The organism is uncultured Anaerovibrio sp., assembly GCA_902786545.1.
Taxonomy (GTDB): Bacteria; Bacillota; Negativicutes; order Selenomonadales; family Selenomonadaceae; genus Anaerovibrio.
Genome location: CADACU010000052.1, coordinates 12,492 through 33,097, shown reverse-complemented (window position 1 = coordinate 33,097; position 20,606 = coordinate 12,492). Strand labels below are relative to the sequence as shown.

The following is a 20,606-nucleotide window of genomic DNA, read 5'->3' as shown; positions in this document are numbered from 1 at the left end:
GCACAAACAGAACTTAGTGGGACACTTCCATAAAAACTACGGTCATAATTTTGTGGGTTCCAGCCATACTTGGTAAATGGCGTATCAGCCACAATTGTATCAGGAGTATAGCCGGACTCCAATGCCACCGCAAATACAAACGGCTTAAAGGCTGAGCCTGGCTGGCGTTCCGCCAGAGCGGCCCTATTAAACATATCTGTCCCCCGGCCCCCTACCATGGCCTTGATATAACCGGTAGCAGGGTCTATTGCCACCAAAGCCCCCTGGGGTTGCTGGACTCCATTGACTGCCTGCATTTCCGGCAGATTTTTCAAGGCTTCTTCCGCTTTCTGCTGCATTTCCATATCCAGGGTGGTATAGATTTGCAGGCCACCTTTATAGACTGCATCAGCACCATATTTATCAATCATGGTCTGAATTACATAATCCACAAAATAATTTGCCTTGCCCACCTTTGATACTGGCTTTGCCAGATGAAGTTCTTCCTTAGCGGTTGCATGGGCCATTGAAGCACTTATATAGCCATACTTGACCATCTGCTTCAATACAGTTGACTTTCTTTCCTGTGCCGCCTTCAGATTATTCAAGGGAGAATAATAATTGGGGCTCTTGGGAATGCCGGCCAGCATGGCGCATTCGTTAAGGTCCAAATCCTCCACATTCTTACCGAAATAGGTCTTGGCCGCTGCCTGCACGCCATAGGCCCCCTGGCCAAAATATATTTGATTCAAATACAGCTCCAGAATTTCATCTTTTGTATGACGGTGTTCGATTTTCAATGCCAAGAACATTTCTTGAATTTTGCGTTGATAGCTTTGCTCCTGGGATAAATAAGCATTTCTGGCCAGTTGTTGGGTTATGGTCGACCCACCCTCGGTCACTGATCTGTGCCTAATATTTTCCCATAAGGCCCGCATAACACCGCGGAAATCAATTCCGATATGCTGATAGAATCGCACATCCTCTACCGCCAGGAAGGCATTCTTTAAATTGGTCGGTATTTTATCAATTTTTGCCGGCTCTCTATCCTCCTCAGTGTGAACAGTTGCTATTTCATTGCCTTTTATATCATAAATATGGGTAGTATAGGCTGGCTGAATGTCGGGCAAATCGGTTTGTATATTTTGGGCAGCCAAAAGATACCCGCAGCTCCCACCAATAATCACAACACTAAACATCAATACCAAACATATAAATAATCTCACAATATATCATCCAATACATCTATATAATCAATAATCCACATCATATCCCCGACATAAATTTTACTTGTTTTTGTGGACGCTGTCATCAATTCTTTTATGAAATTAGGTAATTCTACAGATTATCCACAAATGGTTGTACTATACTGTTAGTTAATTAACCTGTTTTGCCTTGTATATTGAGGAATCCTTGACATAAAACATTTGATTTTGTTATAATGTTTGGTGCTATGGAGAGGTGTCCGAGTGGTTTAAGGAGCTGGTCTTGAAAACCAGTGATGCTTAACGGCACCGTGGGTTCGAATCCCACCCTCTCCGCCATATGTACTGGAGTGGTACTCAAGAGGCTGAAGAGGACGGTTTGCTAAATCGTTAGAGTCGCAAGGCTGCGAGGGTTCGAATCCCTCCCACTCCGCCATTTGAATATTTTGATAGGATATCGGTATTGAACCGATGTCCTATTTTTTATACTTTATTGCAGTAAACTCAACACCATCGAACTGTTCTGATTGGCCTGAGCGAGCATAGACTGGGCCGCTTGCAGCAAAACATTGTTCTTTGAATAATCTGTCATTTCCTTTGCCATATCTGCGTCCATAATAACGCTTTCTTTTTATCATTTTTTTCAGTGTATTATAAGTATTTAAAGCAGCCACATTAGAGGCAACTACCAAAGCCATAACTACTCCCCCTAAGCACTAAACATCGATTGTATCAAGACTACTTTAGCAAATATTTTTTTAAAAGTATTGTACTCTGAGTCCAATATTCCAAAATATAACGAGCTTTAAGATGTCCCCCACCTCTTTAGGTGGGGAAAACAAACTACAACAGCTAGCGAGCATATCTCCCAGCTCTCCCAGCTCGTTGCGACGCGAAGCTAGTCCTTTAGGGAAACGCTAATTGGAAGATTTTTCTTCTAAAGAAGAAAAATTTGAACAATGGCGTTATAAAAGAGCTGCATACGCAGCTCTAAAATCACCTCAAAATTTAGAAACATTTTGCTATGAATGTATTATTTTTTACAGTATATACCGTCATGGCTTCATCTAAAAGGTAACCGTTCTCTACCTTTAAATACTGGCTATCTGCCATACCACTGCACCTTTGAAACCCACTGACAGGGTTATAGACAATTGCCCAGGCGTTGGTATTGTCCACCAAGTCGTTTCCACCTTTAACAAGGACACTGGTCAGAATAGGTATAATATCCAAATTGCCATCTCCATTAATATCCATAAAAACAATATCCCCTTCCATGGAATTAGGATTATCATAGTTATGAATAGCCGGTGGCTGATAGGAAAAGGAATAGATCGATGCGTGTCCCTTGTTATCTGACAGTTGCACATTGAATTGATTGCCGGTATTGGTGGCAATAACGGTTACATTGGCATCATTAATGTTTACTGTTTTCTGCCTGGTAGTTCCCTCAGCAACATGAAGAGGCCTGCTATCCATAGTCTGACTCAGCCCAGACTTTGCCACTCCTTCTTTATCCAACGGCACATTAACCTCATTCTGTCCAGCTGAATTAACCTTATTATCCGAGTTTTCAGCCAAAGCGCCTGTGGATTCCCCACCAGTACTTATTTCAGCATTATTTGTCTTGACCTTATCCCCCTGCTCCCCTGCGTACTGATACCATAAACCGCCTACGGCAACCATCAACAGGATAAATACTACTATCCCTACAAAATTCGCCCTTTTCGGAGTTTTTAGCAAAGCGTTTAGCATTGCCTCAGCATTTTGGTATCGGTCTGCCGGATCAAAGGACATTGCCTTTTCGATAATCTTTTTTTCATGAGCTGACATAGGAATACTTGATAAAAGTGTGGCCAGAGTTTGCCCCAGGGAATAAATATCTGACCGCTCATCAGTACTTTGATAGCCAAACTGTTCTGGCGGTGCGAAACGACGAGTTCCTTGTACTTCCGTGTCATGCTGATTATTTTTCCTGTTTATGCGGGCAATGCCAAAGTCTATCAAATATGGCTGGAAATCTTTCCCCAATATAATATGCTCCGGCTTAATATCCCGATGAATGATACTCGCTCCATGAAATTGCTTTATTATCGGCAATAACTGCTTTAATAGTCCCGTTATGGTAAAATTAGGAAAAGAAGCCTTCCCCTTAGCTATTTTTTCCAAGGAAATTCCTTCAATATACTCTTCAATAACAATGGTTCTACCTGCAAAAAGGACATACAAAATATGGGGAATTCCCTGTATATCCAATTCCTGTAATCTATAAAACAAATCTCTTTTATCTTCGCGATATTCCCTGCGGATAAAGAATTTGTCATCAGCTATTCTTTTTACCAGCATAACTAAACCATGTTCATTTCGTGACAGCTCCTTTTCCATAACAAAGCTCTCATCTATAAAATCAATGGCCGACATTATTTCATCTCGCTTTCTATCAGGCATGCCCCTCAATACTATTTTATCCTTTCAAGAAATTAACTTCAATTATATAAAATTGGACAGTTAGTCCAAGACTTATTGGCCAGTCTGTGGCAAAATTATATGTAGGAGAACACGTTTCGGGAGTGAATTATTTATATGGCGAATACAAGTGCTTTACTGTCTGAGCTTATTGATAAGGAAGATTTGAAGGCTTTTTTAGAGGAACATCAAGAAGATTTTATTAACATTACTCCAGCAGAATATTTAAATACACTGGCAGATAAATATGGTATTTCTATGGCTGAAATTGCCCGCACAGCAAATTTAGGTGACTATATCTATAAAATTTTCCGCGGTGAGCGAAATCCCAGTCGGGATGTTCTGATCTGTATATGTCTAGCCATGAATGTATGTCTGGACGAACTGCAATTATTACTGAGATTAGCCCAATTTTATACATTGGATGTAAAGAACGAGCGGGATGCCGTAATTTTACACGGCTTAAAAAAGAATAAATCCTTACTTGAAATCAATGCCATGTTATATGAGTTGAAGCTTGAGCTTCTGATAGCTGAGCGCAACTGATATTTATCAACCCCAAAACATAAAAGGATGTCTGAATACATCCTTTTTCTAATTGGAGCAGTTGCACTATCCTTGACATAAAATCAACAATAATACCCCCATAAGTCAGATTTCTGCTCCGACTTATGGGGGTATTTATTATGTCAGCATTTTGATATTAAATATCTCATAAAGACCCTGGATAATTCAACGGATCTTCACCATATTGATTAGGTCCCATATTTCCTTTAATGAAGTACAAAACTATTGAGAAAAATCCCCCTGATGCAAACTGAATAAGCACTGAAACCCAACCTGACAGATTTATATCGTGTCCTCGTTTTATAAGTAAAAAGTAGCTTTCGACGATGAGCATCAATTCGATAATCCCTGCCACAACCAGCAGTATAATTATCAATCCCATGCCAGCACCGCCAGAGCCTCTATTCTGCTCCGCTGCGCTTATTAAAAAGGCTATCCCGCCTACCAACATAATACTCATTACTATCAAAAAAATACTCAGTATTAAGGACCTAAAAATATATCTCTGGCGGTTCAATCGCCCACGGTAATTAAACCAGCCCAATGATTCATCCTGGCTGGCATAATCGGCGCCAACCGGCTGGTTGTAATATGTATATGTTGGTGCTTGTATAGGCATATTGATTGCCACTCTTTGACCGCATCCTGTACAAAAAACTGCATCATCCTCCAGTCTTTCTCCACACTGCTCACAATATTTTGCCACAAAATCCTCTCCTTAACCATATGGTGTCATTTTTCCATTACCAAATCTAGCACATCCCAACCATTCAGGTCAAGAATTATAACGCCATTGTTCAAATTTTTGCTTCGCGTCGCAACGAGCTGGGAGATATGCTCGCCAGCTGTTGTAGTTTGTTTTCCCCCACCTAAAGAGGTGGGGGACATCTTAAAGCTCGTTATAAATCTTTTTTGTTGCGTATGTTGTTTTGCAAATGTCACTAGATATCAAAATTAACTTAGGACAGTCCGCAAAATAAAAAAGACCAATTAAGGTGGAGTATAAAACTCCACCTTAACAAGCCTTCACCTTATCAATTACCCTGCCAAATACATTGCATAAACCTGCGATAGTTTTCCTCCAGATAGTTAATGATGAAGGAGAACATGGTATAGATAGTATCGCCCTTCAGTTCTTCCTCCAGGACAATACACACATCCATCATCAAATCACCATCTTTGGTTAAATAAAACTTAAATGGCTTGTACGATGCTGATTCTTCGTTTACCATTTTCAGCAATGCCAACTGGTTGGCCTCTGTCAACGCTTTAGGAGAAATCTGTACCCGCACCAATGCAAAAATAGATTCATCCAAGATCACAACCGTTGGGAGCTGTTGCCCCTCTGTTGTAATTCGGGAACGGAACACCACAGTCTGTTGTTGGTCCCCCTCTAATTCCTCCATTTCAAAAACATCGATGTTCTTCTCCTTCAGGAAATCCTTGAATGCTTCAGCGTTTTTGTTCATTTGTTCATATTCCTCCTAAAATTTTATTCTACAACGATGTCGCCATCAGATGCGTTTTGCTGTTGAATGATTACATCCGTTGAATCCACACCGTATAACATCGGCTCCCTTACCAGCCTGCCCGGCTCAGTCAACATTTTACTGTCAAAGATATATTGACCATGTGGATTGGTTACCCGGTGGCGCATCATATCAACTACGCTAAGATTGTCACCATACAGTTTATCATAATTTCTGTAGGCATCAATCAGAATTGTACCATGGGTTCTGACCTTTCCATCAGTATAGAGCTGCATTGACCGCGCTTTACTGTTTGCCATATCCAAATTGTTCCAATAAACCAGCTGCTCCCCATCTCTGGTTGGAATACGGCCGTAAATGGCCATATCCGTATACTCATTATCAACGTGAATCTTGTTTGTCGAGAACATATCGCTCACAGCAAGATTCCCTTCATCCACATGGACATAGCCATCTTTAGTCCAAAGGCTTGGCATGAGTGTACCGCCTGGCGACCGAAGATTGCCAACATATAAGTATTCCTTAATGAGCTTCTGATTATCCGGACCCATTACCGAAAATTGGAAAACTGAGCCATTGTTAGCTGCGGTAATACCTTCAGCGTAGATAAAATTACCCGCAAGTTCGATATTACCTGGTAAAGTTGCTGTCTTTTCGAAATATAAGCCACCATCACTGCGGAGCTTAGCCGCCAGATTCCGCTTAGCCTGAATAGCATCCGTCACATGCAAATCACCGTTACGACCAGTAAGACTGATATCCCGGCCGGATTCCAACAAGCCATTTTGTTCGATAATGAAATTTTGGGCTCCTGGCGTATATTCTTCTGCCCCGGCCACCATGGAGATATCGCCCAACTGGGTGGAGGTCTTGCCATAAATCTTAATCTGGCCCACATCCACACCTATGTTGATATTTTTCTTAGCCGTTACAGTTTCTACATCCGGACCGTTGTCACCAATAATGACATCGCCGGTTCCCACCTGAACACCGATACTGCCTTGCTGGGCGGTGACAGCCTTGTAAATGTCCAACTGACCCTGACGGATTTGTACATTCACTGAATCTCCGGCACGAACCTCTTCGCCCACAGTAATATTGCCCACATCGGTGCTTATAGCTACCTCTTTATTCGCAGTAACACTTGCGCCGATATCAATACTGCCCTGAGTGGCGGCCAGTGCCACATTTCCAGTGCTGGAAGCGACAGTGGCTCCCACCTCGATATTGCCATTATTGGCAATCATGGCAATATCCTTGGTAGCCTGAACATCATGTCCCACATTAATTTCGCCATCATCGGTTTGTACCTTCACACTGCCTGTCACATCCACATCAGTGTCGAAGTAGAGACTGCCCTTTTCGGACAGCACAGCCGACAAGTCCTGCTTGGCCTGGATGCGGTCAGAAATATGCAAATCGCCATTGCCTAAAGTCAGATTAATGGCGCGACCACCTTCCAGTACGCCATTCTGATCGATAATAAAGGTACTATTTTCCTCGCCCGAAACATATTCCTTCCCGTATGCCGTTAAGGAAATATCACCTTTCTCGGTAGATGTCTTACCATAAACTACCACCCTACCATCCATGGCCGTAAGATTAATATTTTGTTTTGCGGTTACTGTCTCCTCCTCCGGCCCGTTATTGCCGATGAGGACTTCGCCCTGCTTGGTGGCAATATCGATACTTCCCTCCCGGGCTGTCACTGTCTTAACAATATCGATATCCCCATTTTGCGTCTGGATGGATACATTTCCTGTCTTTGCCAGTACATTGCCATCATCCCCCAGAGTCACATCGCCTACAACGATATGACCCTGCTGCGTGGAAATAACGGCATCCTGACCAGCGGTAATATCCTTTCCTACCAAAATAACACCGTTTCCGGCCTTCAGGCGAATCGATCCTGTCTCTGCATCGACAGTGTGTCCCACCGCAATGCTTCCCTCATCCGTGGTAATATTCACGTCATTGGTAACAGCCACATCCCGGTCAAAGAATACACTTCCCTGCTTGGCTATGTTAACTTCAATACCCTTCTGAGCCAAAATATCATCGGTAATATGAACATCACCATTGCGTCCGTTGAGAATTACACCTCCGCCGGAGTTGATCTCGCCGTCATCACGGATAATGAAGTTTCCGACATCTATTCCCTGCTCATAGGTTTCCTTTCCAGCTGTCATGGTAATGTCACCGGTTTCAGTCAAGGTCCTACCCTGAATGATGATATTTCCAAGATTGGTTTCCACATTGACATTCTTCTGTGCCTTTATTGTGTCCTCATTCGGCGTGTTGTCAGCACCTATGAGGATATGGCCTTTATCTGTCTTCACAGATACACTTGCACTATTTGACCCGACAGATTTGCTAATAACAACACTGCCTTCACCAGAAATATTCGCAACAACATCCCCGGTGTCAGCGACAACATTGCCTTCCAGTGCGATATTGCCATCTCCCTGTACCTCAAAGCGGGCCTCACGCCCCGCCGCAAGCAAGGTTTGTTTACCGGCAGCTGAGCTGCCTTTATATGACAATTCATCCGGCAAAGCACCAATATAGATGCCAGCATTATCGGAAACAGGCTTTAGCGACTGTACGAGAATATCATTACCAGCTTCCATAGCTCCGCCCATATAGTATACTCCATCCCCGATGGATACATTGACATTGTGTCCGGCATGTATACCTCGGCCCACACCATAGAACGAGCCGTCTTTACTGCTAATCGAAATATCATTCTTTGCATTGGCATCGCCCAACAACAAGACATCCCGGTTCGCCGTGAGTGCAAGATTACCTTCGGCATCGTCGCCACCAAGCACCTTTATTTCAGCATCGGCATCGGAAGGATTCAGCATCATAATCCCCAAATCACCCTTCGGATTGAGATTAGTAAATGCCGCATCTCCGTGAATGTCTGCCCCTACGCCAACCATAAAGCCGCCGGATTGTTCGCCTGTCAAACTGGTCGTCGCTTTGACACTGCCGTTAATTCCGCCTGTGCTGCCTTCCAAGGCCTCAGCCAGGAATATCGAGAACTCATTCTTTGTACTTTCCATAGATACGCCGTTTCCACTGTGAATACCCACCAGTGGCGTATCGATTTTAACCCCTTCCGCTTCCTGAATAGCACCGCCAGCGGTGATGTCCAGATAATTATATTCACCTGGATCAATTATAAGATTTTCTAAATCAAAATCATTTGGTTCCTCTTTTCCAGTGGTTATGTCACCACCAATAAACACATCACCAATAGTGGTCGTGATATGCACATTCTCTCCCGCCGTCAACTTACCGGTTGTCCGCGTTGTTTCATAGGAAGTCAGTGCGATATCCCGGTTGGCTGTAATATCACCAACAATATTCATATCTCCTTCATCAGAGGTCAAGTTTACTTTTTCACCAACCGTAAGCTTGCCAACTATCTGCATATCCTTCTGGGATTCCAGAGTGATATTCTGGTTTGATGAAACAACATCATCAATAGTCATAGCACCGTCTGTAGAAGTGGCATTCACATCCTTACCCGCTGTGAGCTGGCCCTCTACCTGCATATCATTCTGAGATTTCAGTTTAATATCCCGGATTGCTGTAACATTCTCATCAATGGTCATAGCTCCATCGGTAGAAGTGACACTCACATCATTACCGGCTGTGAGCGGGGCAACCACCTGCATATTTTTCTGGGATTCCAGTGTGATATCATGTTCTGCTGAAATTTCGTCATCAATGGTCATAGCACCATCGACAGAAGTGATGTTAACATCATTATCCGCTGTGAGCTGTCCCTCTAGCTGCATATCCTCCTGGGATTCCATTACTATATTACGGTTAGCCGTTACGGCCCCGCCGATGGTCATAGCACCGGCCGTGGAATTGAGGGTCGCATCATTACCAGCCGTCAGCTTACCGGTGGTCTGCATGTTGCCCTTGGAAGTCAACCCAATATCTCCATTGGTAGTGGTTACATCCCCATTAATGGTCATAGCACCATCAGTGGAGGTAAGGGTTGCATTATCCCCGGCCTTAACCTTGCCCGTGGTCTGCATATTGCCCTTGGAAGTCAGGGATACATCATGGTCAGCGGAAGCATCCCCACCGATGGTCATCATGGTCAGCGGAAGCATCCCCGCCGATGGCCATGGCACCGGCCGTGGAGGTGAGCTCCATGTCAGTACCAGCCGTCAGCTTGCCCGTGGTATTCAGCGCATTCTTGGATTCAATTACTATATTACGATTAGCCGTTACGGCCCCACCGATGGTCATAGCACCGGCCGTGGAATTGAGCTTCGCATCACTACCAGCCGTCAGCTTGCCAGAGGTCTGCATATCACCATTGGACTTCAACGCAATCTCACTGTTGACAGCCGTTACATCCCCATTAATGATCATGGAACCATTAGTGGAGGTAAGGGCGGCATTATATCCAGCCGTAAGGTTACCAGTGGTCTCCATGTTGCCCTTGGAAGTCAAGGAAAGATTATGGTCAGCGGAAGCATCCCCACCGATGGTCATTGTGCCGTCAGTGGAGGTAAGCTTCATGTCATTACCAGCCGTAAGCTTGCCAGTGGTATTCAGCGCATGTTGGGCTTGCATCGTCATATCACGGTTGGCCGTTGCGGCCCCTTTGATGGTCATAGCACCAGCCGTAGAATTGAGGGTCACATCTTTACCCGCCGTCAGCTTGCCAGGTGGTCTGCATATTGCCCTTGGAAGTCAGGGATACATCATGGTCAGCGGAAGCATCCCCACCGATGGTCATTGTGCCAGCCGTGGAGGTCAGCTTCATGTCATTACCAGATGTAAGGCTGCCAATAGTATTCAGCGCATTTTGGGCTTGCATCGTCATATCACGGTTGGCCGTTGCGGCCCCTTTGATGGTCATTGCTCCAGCATTGGAGGTCAGCTTCATGTCATTACCTGCCGTAAGGTTGCCCACAGTTTCCATATTGCCCTTGGAGTCCAGCGTAATATCGTGGTTAGCCAAAGCAGCCCCGCCGATGGTCATTGCGCCACTGGTGGAGGTCAGCTTAATATCCCGGGTCGCCGTCAGCTGGCGGTCCGTCTGCATGCTTCCATCAGATTTCAGGGTAATATTGCCCTTATTCTCAGCTTGGCCACCATCTGCCTTCAAATTTGAAAGCACACGAATTACACCCTTGCTCTGTCGATTTTCCATGTCAATATTACCATTGACGGTCGGCTCAAGGGAGAGCTGTAAGGTATTGGCATTTGTTTTTATTAAAGCATCGCCCAAAATCGGCGTATTTGGCTGAGAGCCCTTAACCAAAATAGACTCAAACCTATTGCCGGTACCCTGCAAATCAACGGTCCTGGCACTTACCGCAGTGACCTTGGCAGACTGGATGCCTGCGTCAGCCGCCTGATTGATATTAGCCTGAGTCGAAGTCAGAGTCACATCCTTGCCGGCACTAAAGCTGGTATTAGCCGCCTGGGACAAGGTACCCTGTGCCCCCAGGGAAATACTGCCCGTAGCCGTAAGGTTGCCTGCATTGACCAGACTGCCGCCATTCCGAAGATTGTTGACAGAGATATCCCCGGCCACCTTCCGGTTCACAGCAACCGTTAACGCATCAGCATTGTCATTGATGCGGACTGGTCCGTCAATGGCCGGCTTTTCAGTTGCCGTGGTAGGTATGCCATCCACTGTAATGCTGTTAAATGCGTTTGCAGTATTTTCCAACAGCAGGGACTTGCTATTGAAGGTCTTGACCTCATTGGCGGTGATGGCCCCCTTGCTGGTCTGGGTGATGGTCTCATCAGCAGCCGTCAGCGTCAGCACCTTGTTATTGTTCCCTGTAAGATCTCCTGCCTTTACAGTACCATCCAATACCAAATTATCCGCTGCCGTAAGAGTCACATCTCCACCGGCCTCAATGGCTCCAGCCACTGCCTCCTTGGTAACTGTTCCAACACTGTTCTTCTCCTCTTCACGGCCCACAGTCAGGGAACCATCGCTGACAGCAGTAAACTGACCCACTGTCGTGATATTGCCCAATACCATGGTGCCGTCCTGAATGCCCAGAGTCACACTGCCCATACCACGAAGGAAGGCTTCCTTGGCGTTGATATTCACCGGTGCCCGGTCATTCAAAATACGAATAAGATTATCAGCCTCGCCCACTATGCCAGCATTATGGTCGGTATTGAATTCCAGCTTCTTGCCGGCATTGATGTAGGACAAGGCAATATCGCTGTTGGCATCGCTCATCTTGAAGCCCTTTGTGCTATTCAGGGAAATAGTATCTCCCGCAAACATGGCTCCCAAACGAAGGAAATCCTCATTCTTCATGTTTTTTATGAATATATTCTTTTTGGCCTGGACCGATAGCAGATCGCCAGACAGGGCCACCGTCAAAGGCTTTTCAGAGGTTCCAATGCTGTCATCCGTGCCGCCGGTGACAGTAAGGTCATTGCCTTTTACATTGATGTTGGTGCCGTTGGCATCAGCCAAGGCATTGATAATACCCTTTTCAGAATACAGGCGCACATTACCATTTGCACTATTTTGGGTAGCATCCACGGTGCCCACATTGATGGCAGAATGCTCCCCGGCCTCATCAGTGCGGCCTGCTACAGATACATTACCCCCGGCCTGTACATTCAGTGTACCACGTGCATTGATGCCTAATGGCATATCTCCCTTTATTTCAAAGGACAGTAAATTACCATTTGCATCACGATGAGCAGTGACATCAGAAGCATCCACATTCATGAGCTTCTTCATATTGGCGATACTGTTATTTCCAGTCAAGTCCTCCACAGTAATAGTGGTGGACTGGTCGGCAAAGGTGCCTACCGTGCCCTTGGTGGCCGACAGGGTAACATTGTTCCCCAGAACATTGGCTGCTCGAATGGTCTGACTGCTGCCGCCGCCTTCCGGGTTCACCAGCTTGTCACTAACGGCATAGAGCATCATGTCCTTGGTCCATTCAAAGGTCGGATTAGCGGCCTTTGCTACCAAATCCTTATAGGTGGCATCATTCGCCAGATAATCATTTGCATCTAGGTGCTGAGCGTATTTATACGCAGCCGTATCCTTCAGATATGCCTCGGCCGTCGCATAAGTGCTATACTGAGCATACTGCTCGGCACTTTTTGCGTATGCCAAATAAGCACTGTCCCCCTTGTCCGCCAGATTTCGGCGGTCCTCCTGGGAGAGTGCGTCGTACTTTGCCTTGTTGGCAAGATAAGTTTTATATTCGGCCGAAACATAGATTTCTTCCACTGCCGGTTTCTGGCCAGTATATTCAGCTTGCCATTGTTCCTTGGTCTTACCACCATTTGCAACATCATAAGCTGCTTCCACATTTGCCTTATAGTCGTCCCGATTCTTCTCCAGCCCTTCGATATAGGCCCCCTTGTAGGTGTATTGTCCGTTTCCATCCTTTTCGCCATCAATCAGGCCAGCATCAATCCAGCGATGCACCATATCGTCCACGCTGGCCATAGAGCCGGTTTTATCATCGCCCGGAAGCGCGTCAACAAAGCCGCCTTTTTTAACGGTCAGCGTCACGTCACCTTTTCTGGATTCAATTTTGCCCACATGCATATCGCCGCCATTGTCGGTTTCAGTCAGATAGATGCTGTCCTGGGCACTGGCGTTGACCTGAGCACCGGTACGATCCGTGGAATAGGTCAAATCAGAAGCGGCGAAATTGATGGCCTGATTAGCTGTGCCAATGCCACCGTTATTGCTGGTGAGATTGATACCCCGGCCTTCTACAGTGATACCAGTGCCCGACTGGGTGATATTCCCCGCTGCACTCAAGGTCACATCACCAAGGGCTGCGTCGCTCTTGAAGGCATTGTTTCCATCCTGACTCTTCAAAGCCACGATTTCCACATTCCCCGGCAGGGACTGATTATTTAGCAATCCGCCCGCAGCAGTGATGTCAATATCCCCCTTGCCATTGGAAATGGCACTGAGTTTAATATTGTCCGTCACATTGCTGCCATCCTTGGTGCCAATGGAAGCGATATGAATATTCTTAATATCCTCCTTCGCCGTCAGATTTACAATCTCACTCTTCAGGGTAGTGCCACCATTCTGGAATATGCCCCCCGCTTTGGAGCTTACATTCAACTCAGCCAAATTATGGGAGTTGGCCACATTACCCGTCAGATTGATACTGCCACCGTTGGCATTGGTGCTGGAAAGGTTGATACTGCCCTTCTCCGCCCCAATCAGGCCGATCTTAATCGGCTGGGAGGCGTTGATAGAATAGTTATAAAGCTGGATAGTGGAGGTACCCACCTTCCAACGATCGTAAATATGCTTGAACCAGCCCAGGAATCCGGACCGGGTAACCCAATGCTGACGGTCAAAAATTCTATCTTGTTCCGTTTTCTGGGTTTGACCATCAAGATGAAGCTTACCACTGTCCGGAACATTGTTGCTGTTCTGCATAATAACAGCACCTTCCGGTAGGCCTAATTCCTTTGCAGTATTGGAGTCAATTGGCTTAGAAGATTGTGCCCATCCTTTCAGCTCTTCTTCATTCGCTGTCTGTACTAAGCCCCAGAAGCCGCGACGTTCATAGTGCTGATAGGTTCTAGTGGTCTCAAGTGTCTTTCCATTGATCCAAGTATAGGTCTGATTGCCTTTTACAGCGTACTCTAAATCATGGTCCACAGACAATCCGTTATTGTCGATTATCGTAGCCCCTGCATAAGGATCACCAGCAGCAGCATGCTCCTTCATATATGCGGCATAGCCTTTAGTTGGGTTGTTCGCATCATAACCAGGTTGTATTGTGCGGGTTGTCCCCTTTTTATACTCGGTCCAGGTATCCTTGGCGGTGTCGGCGATGGTAATAACACCCTGCCGCTGATTGTTCAGGACTTGGCCCACATTCATATCCAGACTGGTCTGATTGATTACGGATATATCTGCCGCACCATCCGCTGCCATTATGCGACCATCGCCGGTGCTGGCAATCATACCCGTAAGATAGACCTTGCCACCTGCCGTGTCGATATCCTCAACTACCAGCTTATTGGTGGAAGGATCCCAATATACCTGTGGTACATAGTCAAAGACCTTGTCCGTTTCATTCCACTTCGCACCGCCATCATTCACCTTATACATGGTACGGTTCTGGATAACGGCGGACCGGTTGACCGGTCTGGTCTTCGCCGTATCAAGCTGAGCATCCGTCACCGTGGCTTCGTATTTCTTGTAGCCACTTTGGATGAGACCATTCACATTGATGTTGGAGGCGGATACATAAACATCCCGACCAGCGATATAGCCTGTTGCCGTACTGGAGCTATCCGAACGGGTGTAGTCTTCGGTTTTACTCTTGGCATCATTGCTCACTGTACTCATGCCAATATTATTTTTCATTGTATCAGCCTGACCCGACAAATACTTCTCCGGATCGCCATTGATGTTGACAATACCTTCCTTGTAATCCTGGGCAATGGTGCCATTGGCCGCCGTAAGGGTAACCGTATTGCCCTCCACGCCTGTAGGACGCTCCTTGGTACCGCCACTGATACGGATATCCCCACTGAGGTTGTTGATAGTCACATTGCCATAGAAATTGCTGATTTTGCCGTTTACCTCCACATCGGTGATGGCTGTATATTTCATCTTACCTTCCCGTATAGCCTGCTTGGTTTGTGCTTTCTCATCAGCATTCATATCGCTGCTGTCAATTTCCTGCTCCAGCTCCTTTGTCAAGGTAAGGGTACTGGTCTTATCACCGCTGAAGGTTTTGGTGTTTTGCACCGACAGACCAGCCGCCTGGCCGTCCGATACGCCGTAGATTTCGCGGAATTCGGCCTTCTTCGTGCCATCCTCATTGCGGTTCATTTGATTGATTTTCTCGTTACCTTTATCCGTATTAGAAGGAATGACTGTCCCCTGCAGATGGGCACCATAGCCGCTGTAGACAATCTTGCCGCCTTGCTCACCCATAAGGATATTGTTCAGCTTCAGATAAGCGTCTGATTTGTTTTCAATGGTAATAGATGGAGCGGAGTTGGCATGGAGCTTGCCGTTACCAGTTAAATCACAGGCTGTCACATTGATATTGCCGCCGCTGGTGGCAATATCCGGAATCTCCACATAGTAAACCGGACGGCCGGAGCTGAGGTATTGTACAATATTGCCATGTTCATCCTTCTCCACCAGTCCCAGTCGCTTCATTTCGCCCTGGATTCTGGTCCGTTCCGCAATATAAGCCGCCATCTTCGAAGCATTATTGCCAGAACCATCGTAGGCGGCAATCAATGTGTTCAGTTCTTTCAGACGTGCGCCCAAGGTATTAGCATAATCGAAGGTGCCCTGGGTAATCCCCGAAAGTACCCGCTGATTAGGAATATTAGGATCCGCCGTATATTCCAATCCGCCAGCCACTGAACCACTGATAGTAACATTGATAGGCGCAGAGGTGCCGGCAATAAGGGCTCCGGTTACATTGACCGTGCTCTTTCGCATCTCAATATCGCTCTCAGAACCAGTAGTGGCATCAGAGGTCAGGAACTTCTTGTCCGTGCTGGAGCCACCCTTGGCCCAGCTCCACAGGCTTTCATCCTTGACGATTTCTTCCTTGCCGCCACTGGCAATGGCATTGATGTCCCGGGTAGAATGAACATCACCGCTGACATTCACCATTCCCTTGTCGGCAGTAATGGTATAGTTCACCCGAGGAATAGTAATTGGAATAACGGAATAGTTGTAGGCGCCGGACTTAAGGTCCGCGTTCAGATTGGCGAGAACGCCGTCTTTATTGGCACCCGCATACAGGCCTGCATTGGAGCCGCTCTCAATGGTCCCCGCTACATTCACTTCACTCTTGCGGTTCATGTCGATGTTATTCTTAGCCACAATCGGGCTGACCACACCGGCATAAACCGTGCCATCCACATGGGATTTCAGGGTTTGGTCGTCATAGGCGGACAGAATAATATCCTCGGTGGAAGCGGCCTTTTCATTGCTTAAAAAGGCCCCACTTTCCACATTCACTTTATTATCGATATCCAAATCGAATTCACTGACAGCGTCAGTTACCACAATGGCACCGCCACCCTTGGCCTGTACTAAATTCGTCAGATTGTTCTGGGATGAGGCAATATACTCTTGCAGATTGTTGGTGGTAATCTTGGCATTTTTGCCAATGTTGATGGCACCAGTTTCCGTGAGATTAAGCAGGCTCCGCAGACGGTTGCCGGAAATGACACCGCCGAAATGGTCCTTCAAAGTATATGTCTGTACATCCTTGTTGCCCTTGGAGTCGGTGTCGTCATAGGCCCCGGTGGTAACTGTATTATCGGTCCCCACATGGATGCGGTCGCTGGTAATTTCCGTGTCGTCGGCTATGGTAGCCTGGGTGGTGGTGGTGATGGTATTATCAACGCTGGTACCACCTACGCCGGCTACCCCGCCATGACCCTCGGAAGCCGTGAGACGGGTTTCATCCTTCTGGTTGGCCACGAGCCAAACCTCCCCGGCAACATCCCATTTGCCACCCAGGGTGCTGCTGACCTTGTTAATGGATTTATTATCCACATGGGCACCCACATAGCCCACCAGACCGCCGCCACCGGCGTCGGCAAAGGCCTTGCCAATATTCTGGCCATTGGTCAGCACAAACAGGTTGCTCACCTTCGTGGTCCCGGTTTTACCCATAAGGCTGGTTTCCAAGGTCTCCTTACCGCTGATGTCGGCACTGGTATTGCCCACTGCCACAGCACCAGCTGTTACACCGTAAATATAGGCTTTGCGGTCCACATTGGACACATTGGTCAAATAGAGGTCAGTATCCTCGGCAAAGGTGCTATTGTTCACGATGACCTTAGAGGTAGCATCTGTATTTAAAATTACCGCATCCGGAGCTACGGCAACAGCGGAGACATTATGTCCCTTTACATTACCTTCCAGTGTACGGCCATTGGCATTGCCCAACTGGGCAGAAAAATCTGCCAGTTTGGCATTGAAGGTTCCTCCAGCCACCTCAACCTCTGCGCCCATATTCATGACGCCCTTGCCCCGCATCCGGCTTACGCCGAGAACCGAGACAGCTGTGTTACCGGCACTAAGTTTTGCTGTAGTATCATTTATTGCACCAAAATGAAACGCCTCAGCCGTGTATTTGCCGGTCGTTCCTGTAATCTTTGCCGCAGCTTTTCCTTTATCCTCGATTGTTGCATGATTAACTGCCACATTCACGCCGCCTACGCCTACCCCCTGGGTATGGGCTTCCAATGCATTGGCTTTCTCGGCATCAATAGTGATATTAGTAGCAGCAGAAAGATTGCTCGTTCCTCCCAGTGTAACGCCTACATTGTCTTCATTTTCCACACTGGCAAAGGTAGTGGTGACATTCAGGGCCGCAACCCCCACATTGGTGATTTGAGTCTTACTCTTGCTCTTATCCTGGGCCTTAATGTTGATATCTTCTGTATTAACCGTATTAGCGGTGTCAGCATCACCCTTTATCAGACCAATGGTGCTATCCGCAATATTAACATCCGTACTGCCCTTGTTGACGATGCCGGCATACCCTACGCCTACGCCAAGGCCGGCACCTACGGAGACCGCTGTCACCGTGATATCGGAGCCTTTATCCTGCTGTCCCTGCACTGCTTCGATAGCTACATGCTTTCCTGCAATAGATGCATGATCTATAGTCACATCCGTGTCATGGTTAGTATGAATTATGGCATCCGTTACGCCAACAGACATCCCTCCCACATTAACCGACACATTTTTAGTGGAAATGTCACTAGTCTCCTTCGCCGTCACATTAACCCCTTCGGCTGCCGTCAAAGAAGCTCTGCCATTGATAGCGGTATGAATACCCTGTTTTTTGGTATCAGGCGTTTTATCCGAATAGGTAGGGGAAGAAAGGCTAATTGTCGTTTTTCTCGCTGTTTCCAGGTCAGCTTTGTCTCCAGCATTCAATCCATAGAATTTAGCACCATTTACTCCAAGGGCACCTTTGGCACTGTTCACACCCTGGGCACCATTCAAATGAACATTTATCTCATTTTGGGTGATATTGTTAACATCCGTGGTCTTTTCATTTTCATCTTTGGCATCACTAAGCTGGGCATCCGTGATACCTTTATTGATGGAGGTAACCGCCACATTGACCCCAACACCGATGCCACCTACAGCCACACCTGTCACGCTGCTGTCAAATTTGCGCTCTTCTTCCGCTATCACATTGATGTCCTGCGAAGCTTGGATTGATGCTCCATTTTCACCACCTGACACATTTGCACTTACACTGCTGTTAATGTTGTTCAGGGCAACAGAAACACCAACACCACCAATACCGGCTGCCCCCACACCACCTGTGGAGTCTGCCACCAGCTTGTCCGTAGCTTTTACCGTTACATCTGCCGCCTCAAGATTACTCTCAAACACCGTAGCTGAGGTTTCACTGGTGGTGTTATTTATTCCCACATTGGCAGCCAATCCGGCCCCAAGTCCAACTGCTGCACTGGCAGTAACCAAAGTGTTTTTCCAGTTATTCTCATTCTTAGCCAAAACGGAGATATTTTTGCCATCACCGCTGCTATTCGCCTTTAGGTCACTATTATTCACTTCACTCTTGACGGTGGATGTATCATCCATAACGGACACACCGGCCCCTGCCGCCACGGTGCCATAGCCACCGGAAAGACTGCCACCGATATTCAGTGTACGGCTGTTACCCAGATGCTCGGCCTGTATCTCTGCTTTGCCAGCAAAGACTGCATTAGTATTTTTCAGCAGTGCACTGGTGGTGCTACTGTTATTATGCCGCACAATACTATCACCAGAGGCAATGCCTGCCGTACCGCCGACCCCTACAGCCACAGCAAAGGCCAGATTGGATGAACCGTGCTTGTTTATTGCATCAATAATCAGATTATTGGCATATATGCTCTTCTTCGCTGAAGAGGAAGCAATCTCCGCTGCCGTCGTCCGTTCCATAGTCTCCCAGTTGGCCGAAACGCCCACTGAAACACCAACAGAGCCTGCGGCACCCACAGCTGGTGTGCCAGTAAATGCGCCAAAATTGGTATAATCTACTGCATTCACATTCACATCAGAATAGTTGCCAGCAGAATTGATATTGGCATCATTGATTTTAGCCGTAGTGCTCCCTGAGACAGTATTGAGATTCACTGTACCGGCCAGATCCACACCTACACTGCCGGAAGCTGCTACCCCACCGGAAGACAGCTGAGAAATAAGGGTATGGGTGGCCGAGCTGTCCACTACAATGCCGGTCTTCTCACTCTCCTGGCGATTTTCACTGAGGCGCTGTCTGTCCGTTGTAAGCTCCAATTTTTCCGTAGTAAAGAGATTATCATCCTGCGGACGGGTGACCTTAATAGACCCGGTATCAGCGGCCTTCAACGAGCCGCCCTGTACCAGTGCATTGGTGCTGCCTTCTATTTTGTTTATGGAAACAGATGCTCCAAGTCCGACCTTGGTATTGGCCCCAATGGCAAAGCCCCCGGCAAAGTTGTAGAGGCGGTCGTCGCTCTGAGCCACTACGCCCACGCTGCTGTTGGAGGTGAGGTTCTGTTTCTTTATAATGGCGTTAACATCGTTATTGATATAGTTGTAGCTGCCGGAACCGGCGAAGGCCACATAGCCGCCTACGCCTACTGTTCCCCCTACACCTACGGAATGAATATCGGCGTCGCCGGTGGCCCGTACCTGGGTAAGACCAGCATTGACCGTAGTGTCTGTGTTATCGCTGGCCATCTCCGCAGTGGTATTTTGCTTTGTGCGGTTAATGGCCACACCGGCCGTTCCCTTCACTGCTGTACTTATATCAATATTGGCTACGGCCCCTACAGTGTTGATCTTACTTCTGGTATCTGCCGTAACATCGATGGTAGGATTATCGCTCACTCC

General features: G+C 47.0%; 8 protein-coding genes, 2 tRNA genes and 1 pseudogene. 3 read left to right on the top strand and 8 right to left on the bottom strand.

Annotated features, from left to right (window positions below; genetic code table 11):
* On the bottom strand, positions 1–1,208 hold a 1,208-nt coding region (locus QZV24_RS09190; RefSeq protein ID WP_294523142.1), incomplete at its 3' end, for a transglycosylase domain-containing protein.
* Between the two features lie 226 nt (positions 1,209–1,434).
* Between QZV24_RS09190 and QZV24_RS09185 the strand changes: the two genes are divergently transcribed.
* Together QZV24_RS09185 and QZV24_RS09180 are read left to right on the top strand one after the other, a co-directional pair.
* Positions 1,435–1,523 (top strand) — tRNA-Ser (locus tag QZV24_RS09185).
* A gap of 8 nt (positions 1,524–1,531) precedes the next feature.
* A tRNA-Ser gene (locus QZV24_RS09180) sits at positions 1,532–1,620 on the top strand.
* 54 nt (positions 1,621–1,674) lie between these two features.
* On the opposite strand, the pseudogene QZV24_RS09175 reads toward QZV24_RS09180, so the two are convergent.
* Both QZV24_RS09175 and QZV24_RS09170 read right to left on the bottom strand, forming a co-directional pair.
* Positions 1,675–1,812 (bottom strand): annotated as a pseudogene (locus QZV24_RS09175) (flagellin); the annotation flags it as partial.
* 380 nt (positions 1,813–2,192) lie between these two features.
* Positions 2,193–3,632 carry a serine/threonine-protein kinase gene (locus tag QZV24_RS09170; protein WP_294523140.1) on the bottom strand — a complete coding sequence of 480 codons (1,440 nt, stop codon included), beginning with the start codon at positions 3,630–3,632 and terminating at the stop codon, positions 2,193–2,195.
* 135 nt (positions 3,633–3,767) lie between these two features.
* On the opposite strand from QZV24_RS09170, the gene QZV24_RS09165 reads away from it, so the two are divergent.
* Positions 3,768–4,196: a helix-turn-helix transcriptional regulator gene (locus QZV24_RS09165; protein WP_290654834.1), complete on the top strand. Its 429-nt coding sequence runs from the start codon at positions 3,768–3,770 to the stop codon at positions 4,194–4,196.
* Positions 4,197–4,362: 166 nt separating this feature from the next.
* Here QZV24_RS09165 and QZV24_RS09160 read toward each other — a convergent pair whose 3' ends face one another.
* The 5 genes from QZV24_RS09160 to QZV24_RS09140 form a co-directional block, all read right to left on the bottom strand.
* The gene (locus QZV24_RS09160; RefSeq protein ID WP_294523137.1) at positions 4,363–4,923 is read right to left on the bottom strand and encodes a DUF805 domain-containing protein; all 561 of its coding nucleotides are present in this window, start codon (positions 4,921–4,923) and stop codon (positions 4,363–4,365) included.
* Between the two features lie 328 nt (positions 4,924–5,251).
* On the bottom strand, positions 5,252–5,686 hold the full coding sequence (locus QZV24_RS09155; RefSeq protein ID WP_294523136.1) for a hypothetical protein: 435 nt from the start codon (positions 5,684–5,686) through the stop codon (positions 5,252–5,254).
* A 23-nt stretch (positions 5,687–5,709) separates the two neighbouring features.
* Positions 5,710–9,828 (bottom strand): hypothetical protein, encoded by a 4,119-nt coding sequence (locus QZV24_RS09150; RefSeq protein WP_294523134.1) that lies wholly within the window; start codon positions 9,826–9,828, stop codon positions 5,710–5,712.
* A complete protein-coding gene (locus QZV24_RS09145; RefSeq protein ID WP_294523132.1) occupies positions 9,797–10,381 on the bottom strand; it encodes a hypothetical protein in 585 nt (194 codons plus the stop codon). The genes QZV24_RS09150 and QZV24_RS09145 overlap by 32 nt, the downstream gene beginning before the upstream one ends.
* A 4-nt stretch (positions 10,382–10,385) precedes the next feature.
* The gene (locus tag QZV24_RS09140) at positions 10,386–20,603 is read right to left on the bottom strand and encodes a hypothetical protein (protein ID WP_294523130.1); all 10,218 of its coding nucleotides are present in this window, start codon (positions 20,601–20,603) and stop codon (positions 10,386–10,388) included.
* Positions 20,604–20,606 lie beyond the last annotated feature (3 nt).

What these genes read in the sequence shown, in the direction of transcription:
- QZV24_RS09170 (WP_294523140.1), bottom strand. Translation starts at nt 3,632, where the DNA reads ATGCCTGATAGAAAGCGAGATGAAATAATGTCGGCCATTGATTTTATA.
- QZV24_RS09155 (WP_294523136.1), bottom strand. Translation starts at nt 5,686, where the DNA reads ATGAACAAAAACGCTGAAGCATTCAAGGATTTCCTGAAGGAGAAGAAC.
- QZV24_RS09165 (WP_290654834.1), top strand. Translation starts at nt 3,768, where the DNA reads ATGGCGAATACAAGTGCTTTACTGTCTGAGCTTATTGATAAGGAAGAT.
- QZV24_RS09150 (WP_294523134.1), bottom strand. Translation starts at nt 9,828, where the DNA reads ATGATGACCATCGGTGGGGATGCTTCCGCTGACCATGATGTATCCCTG.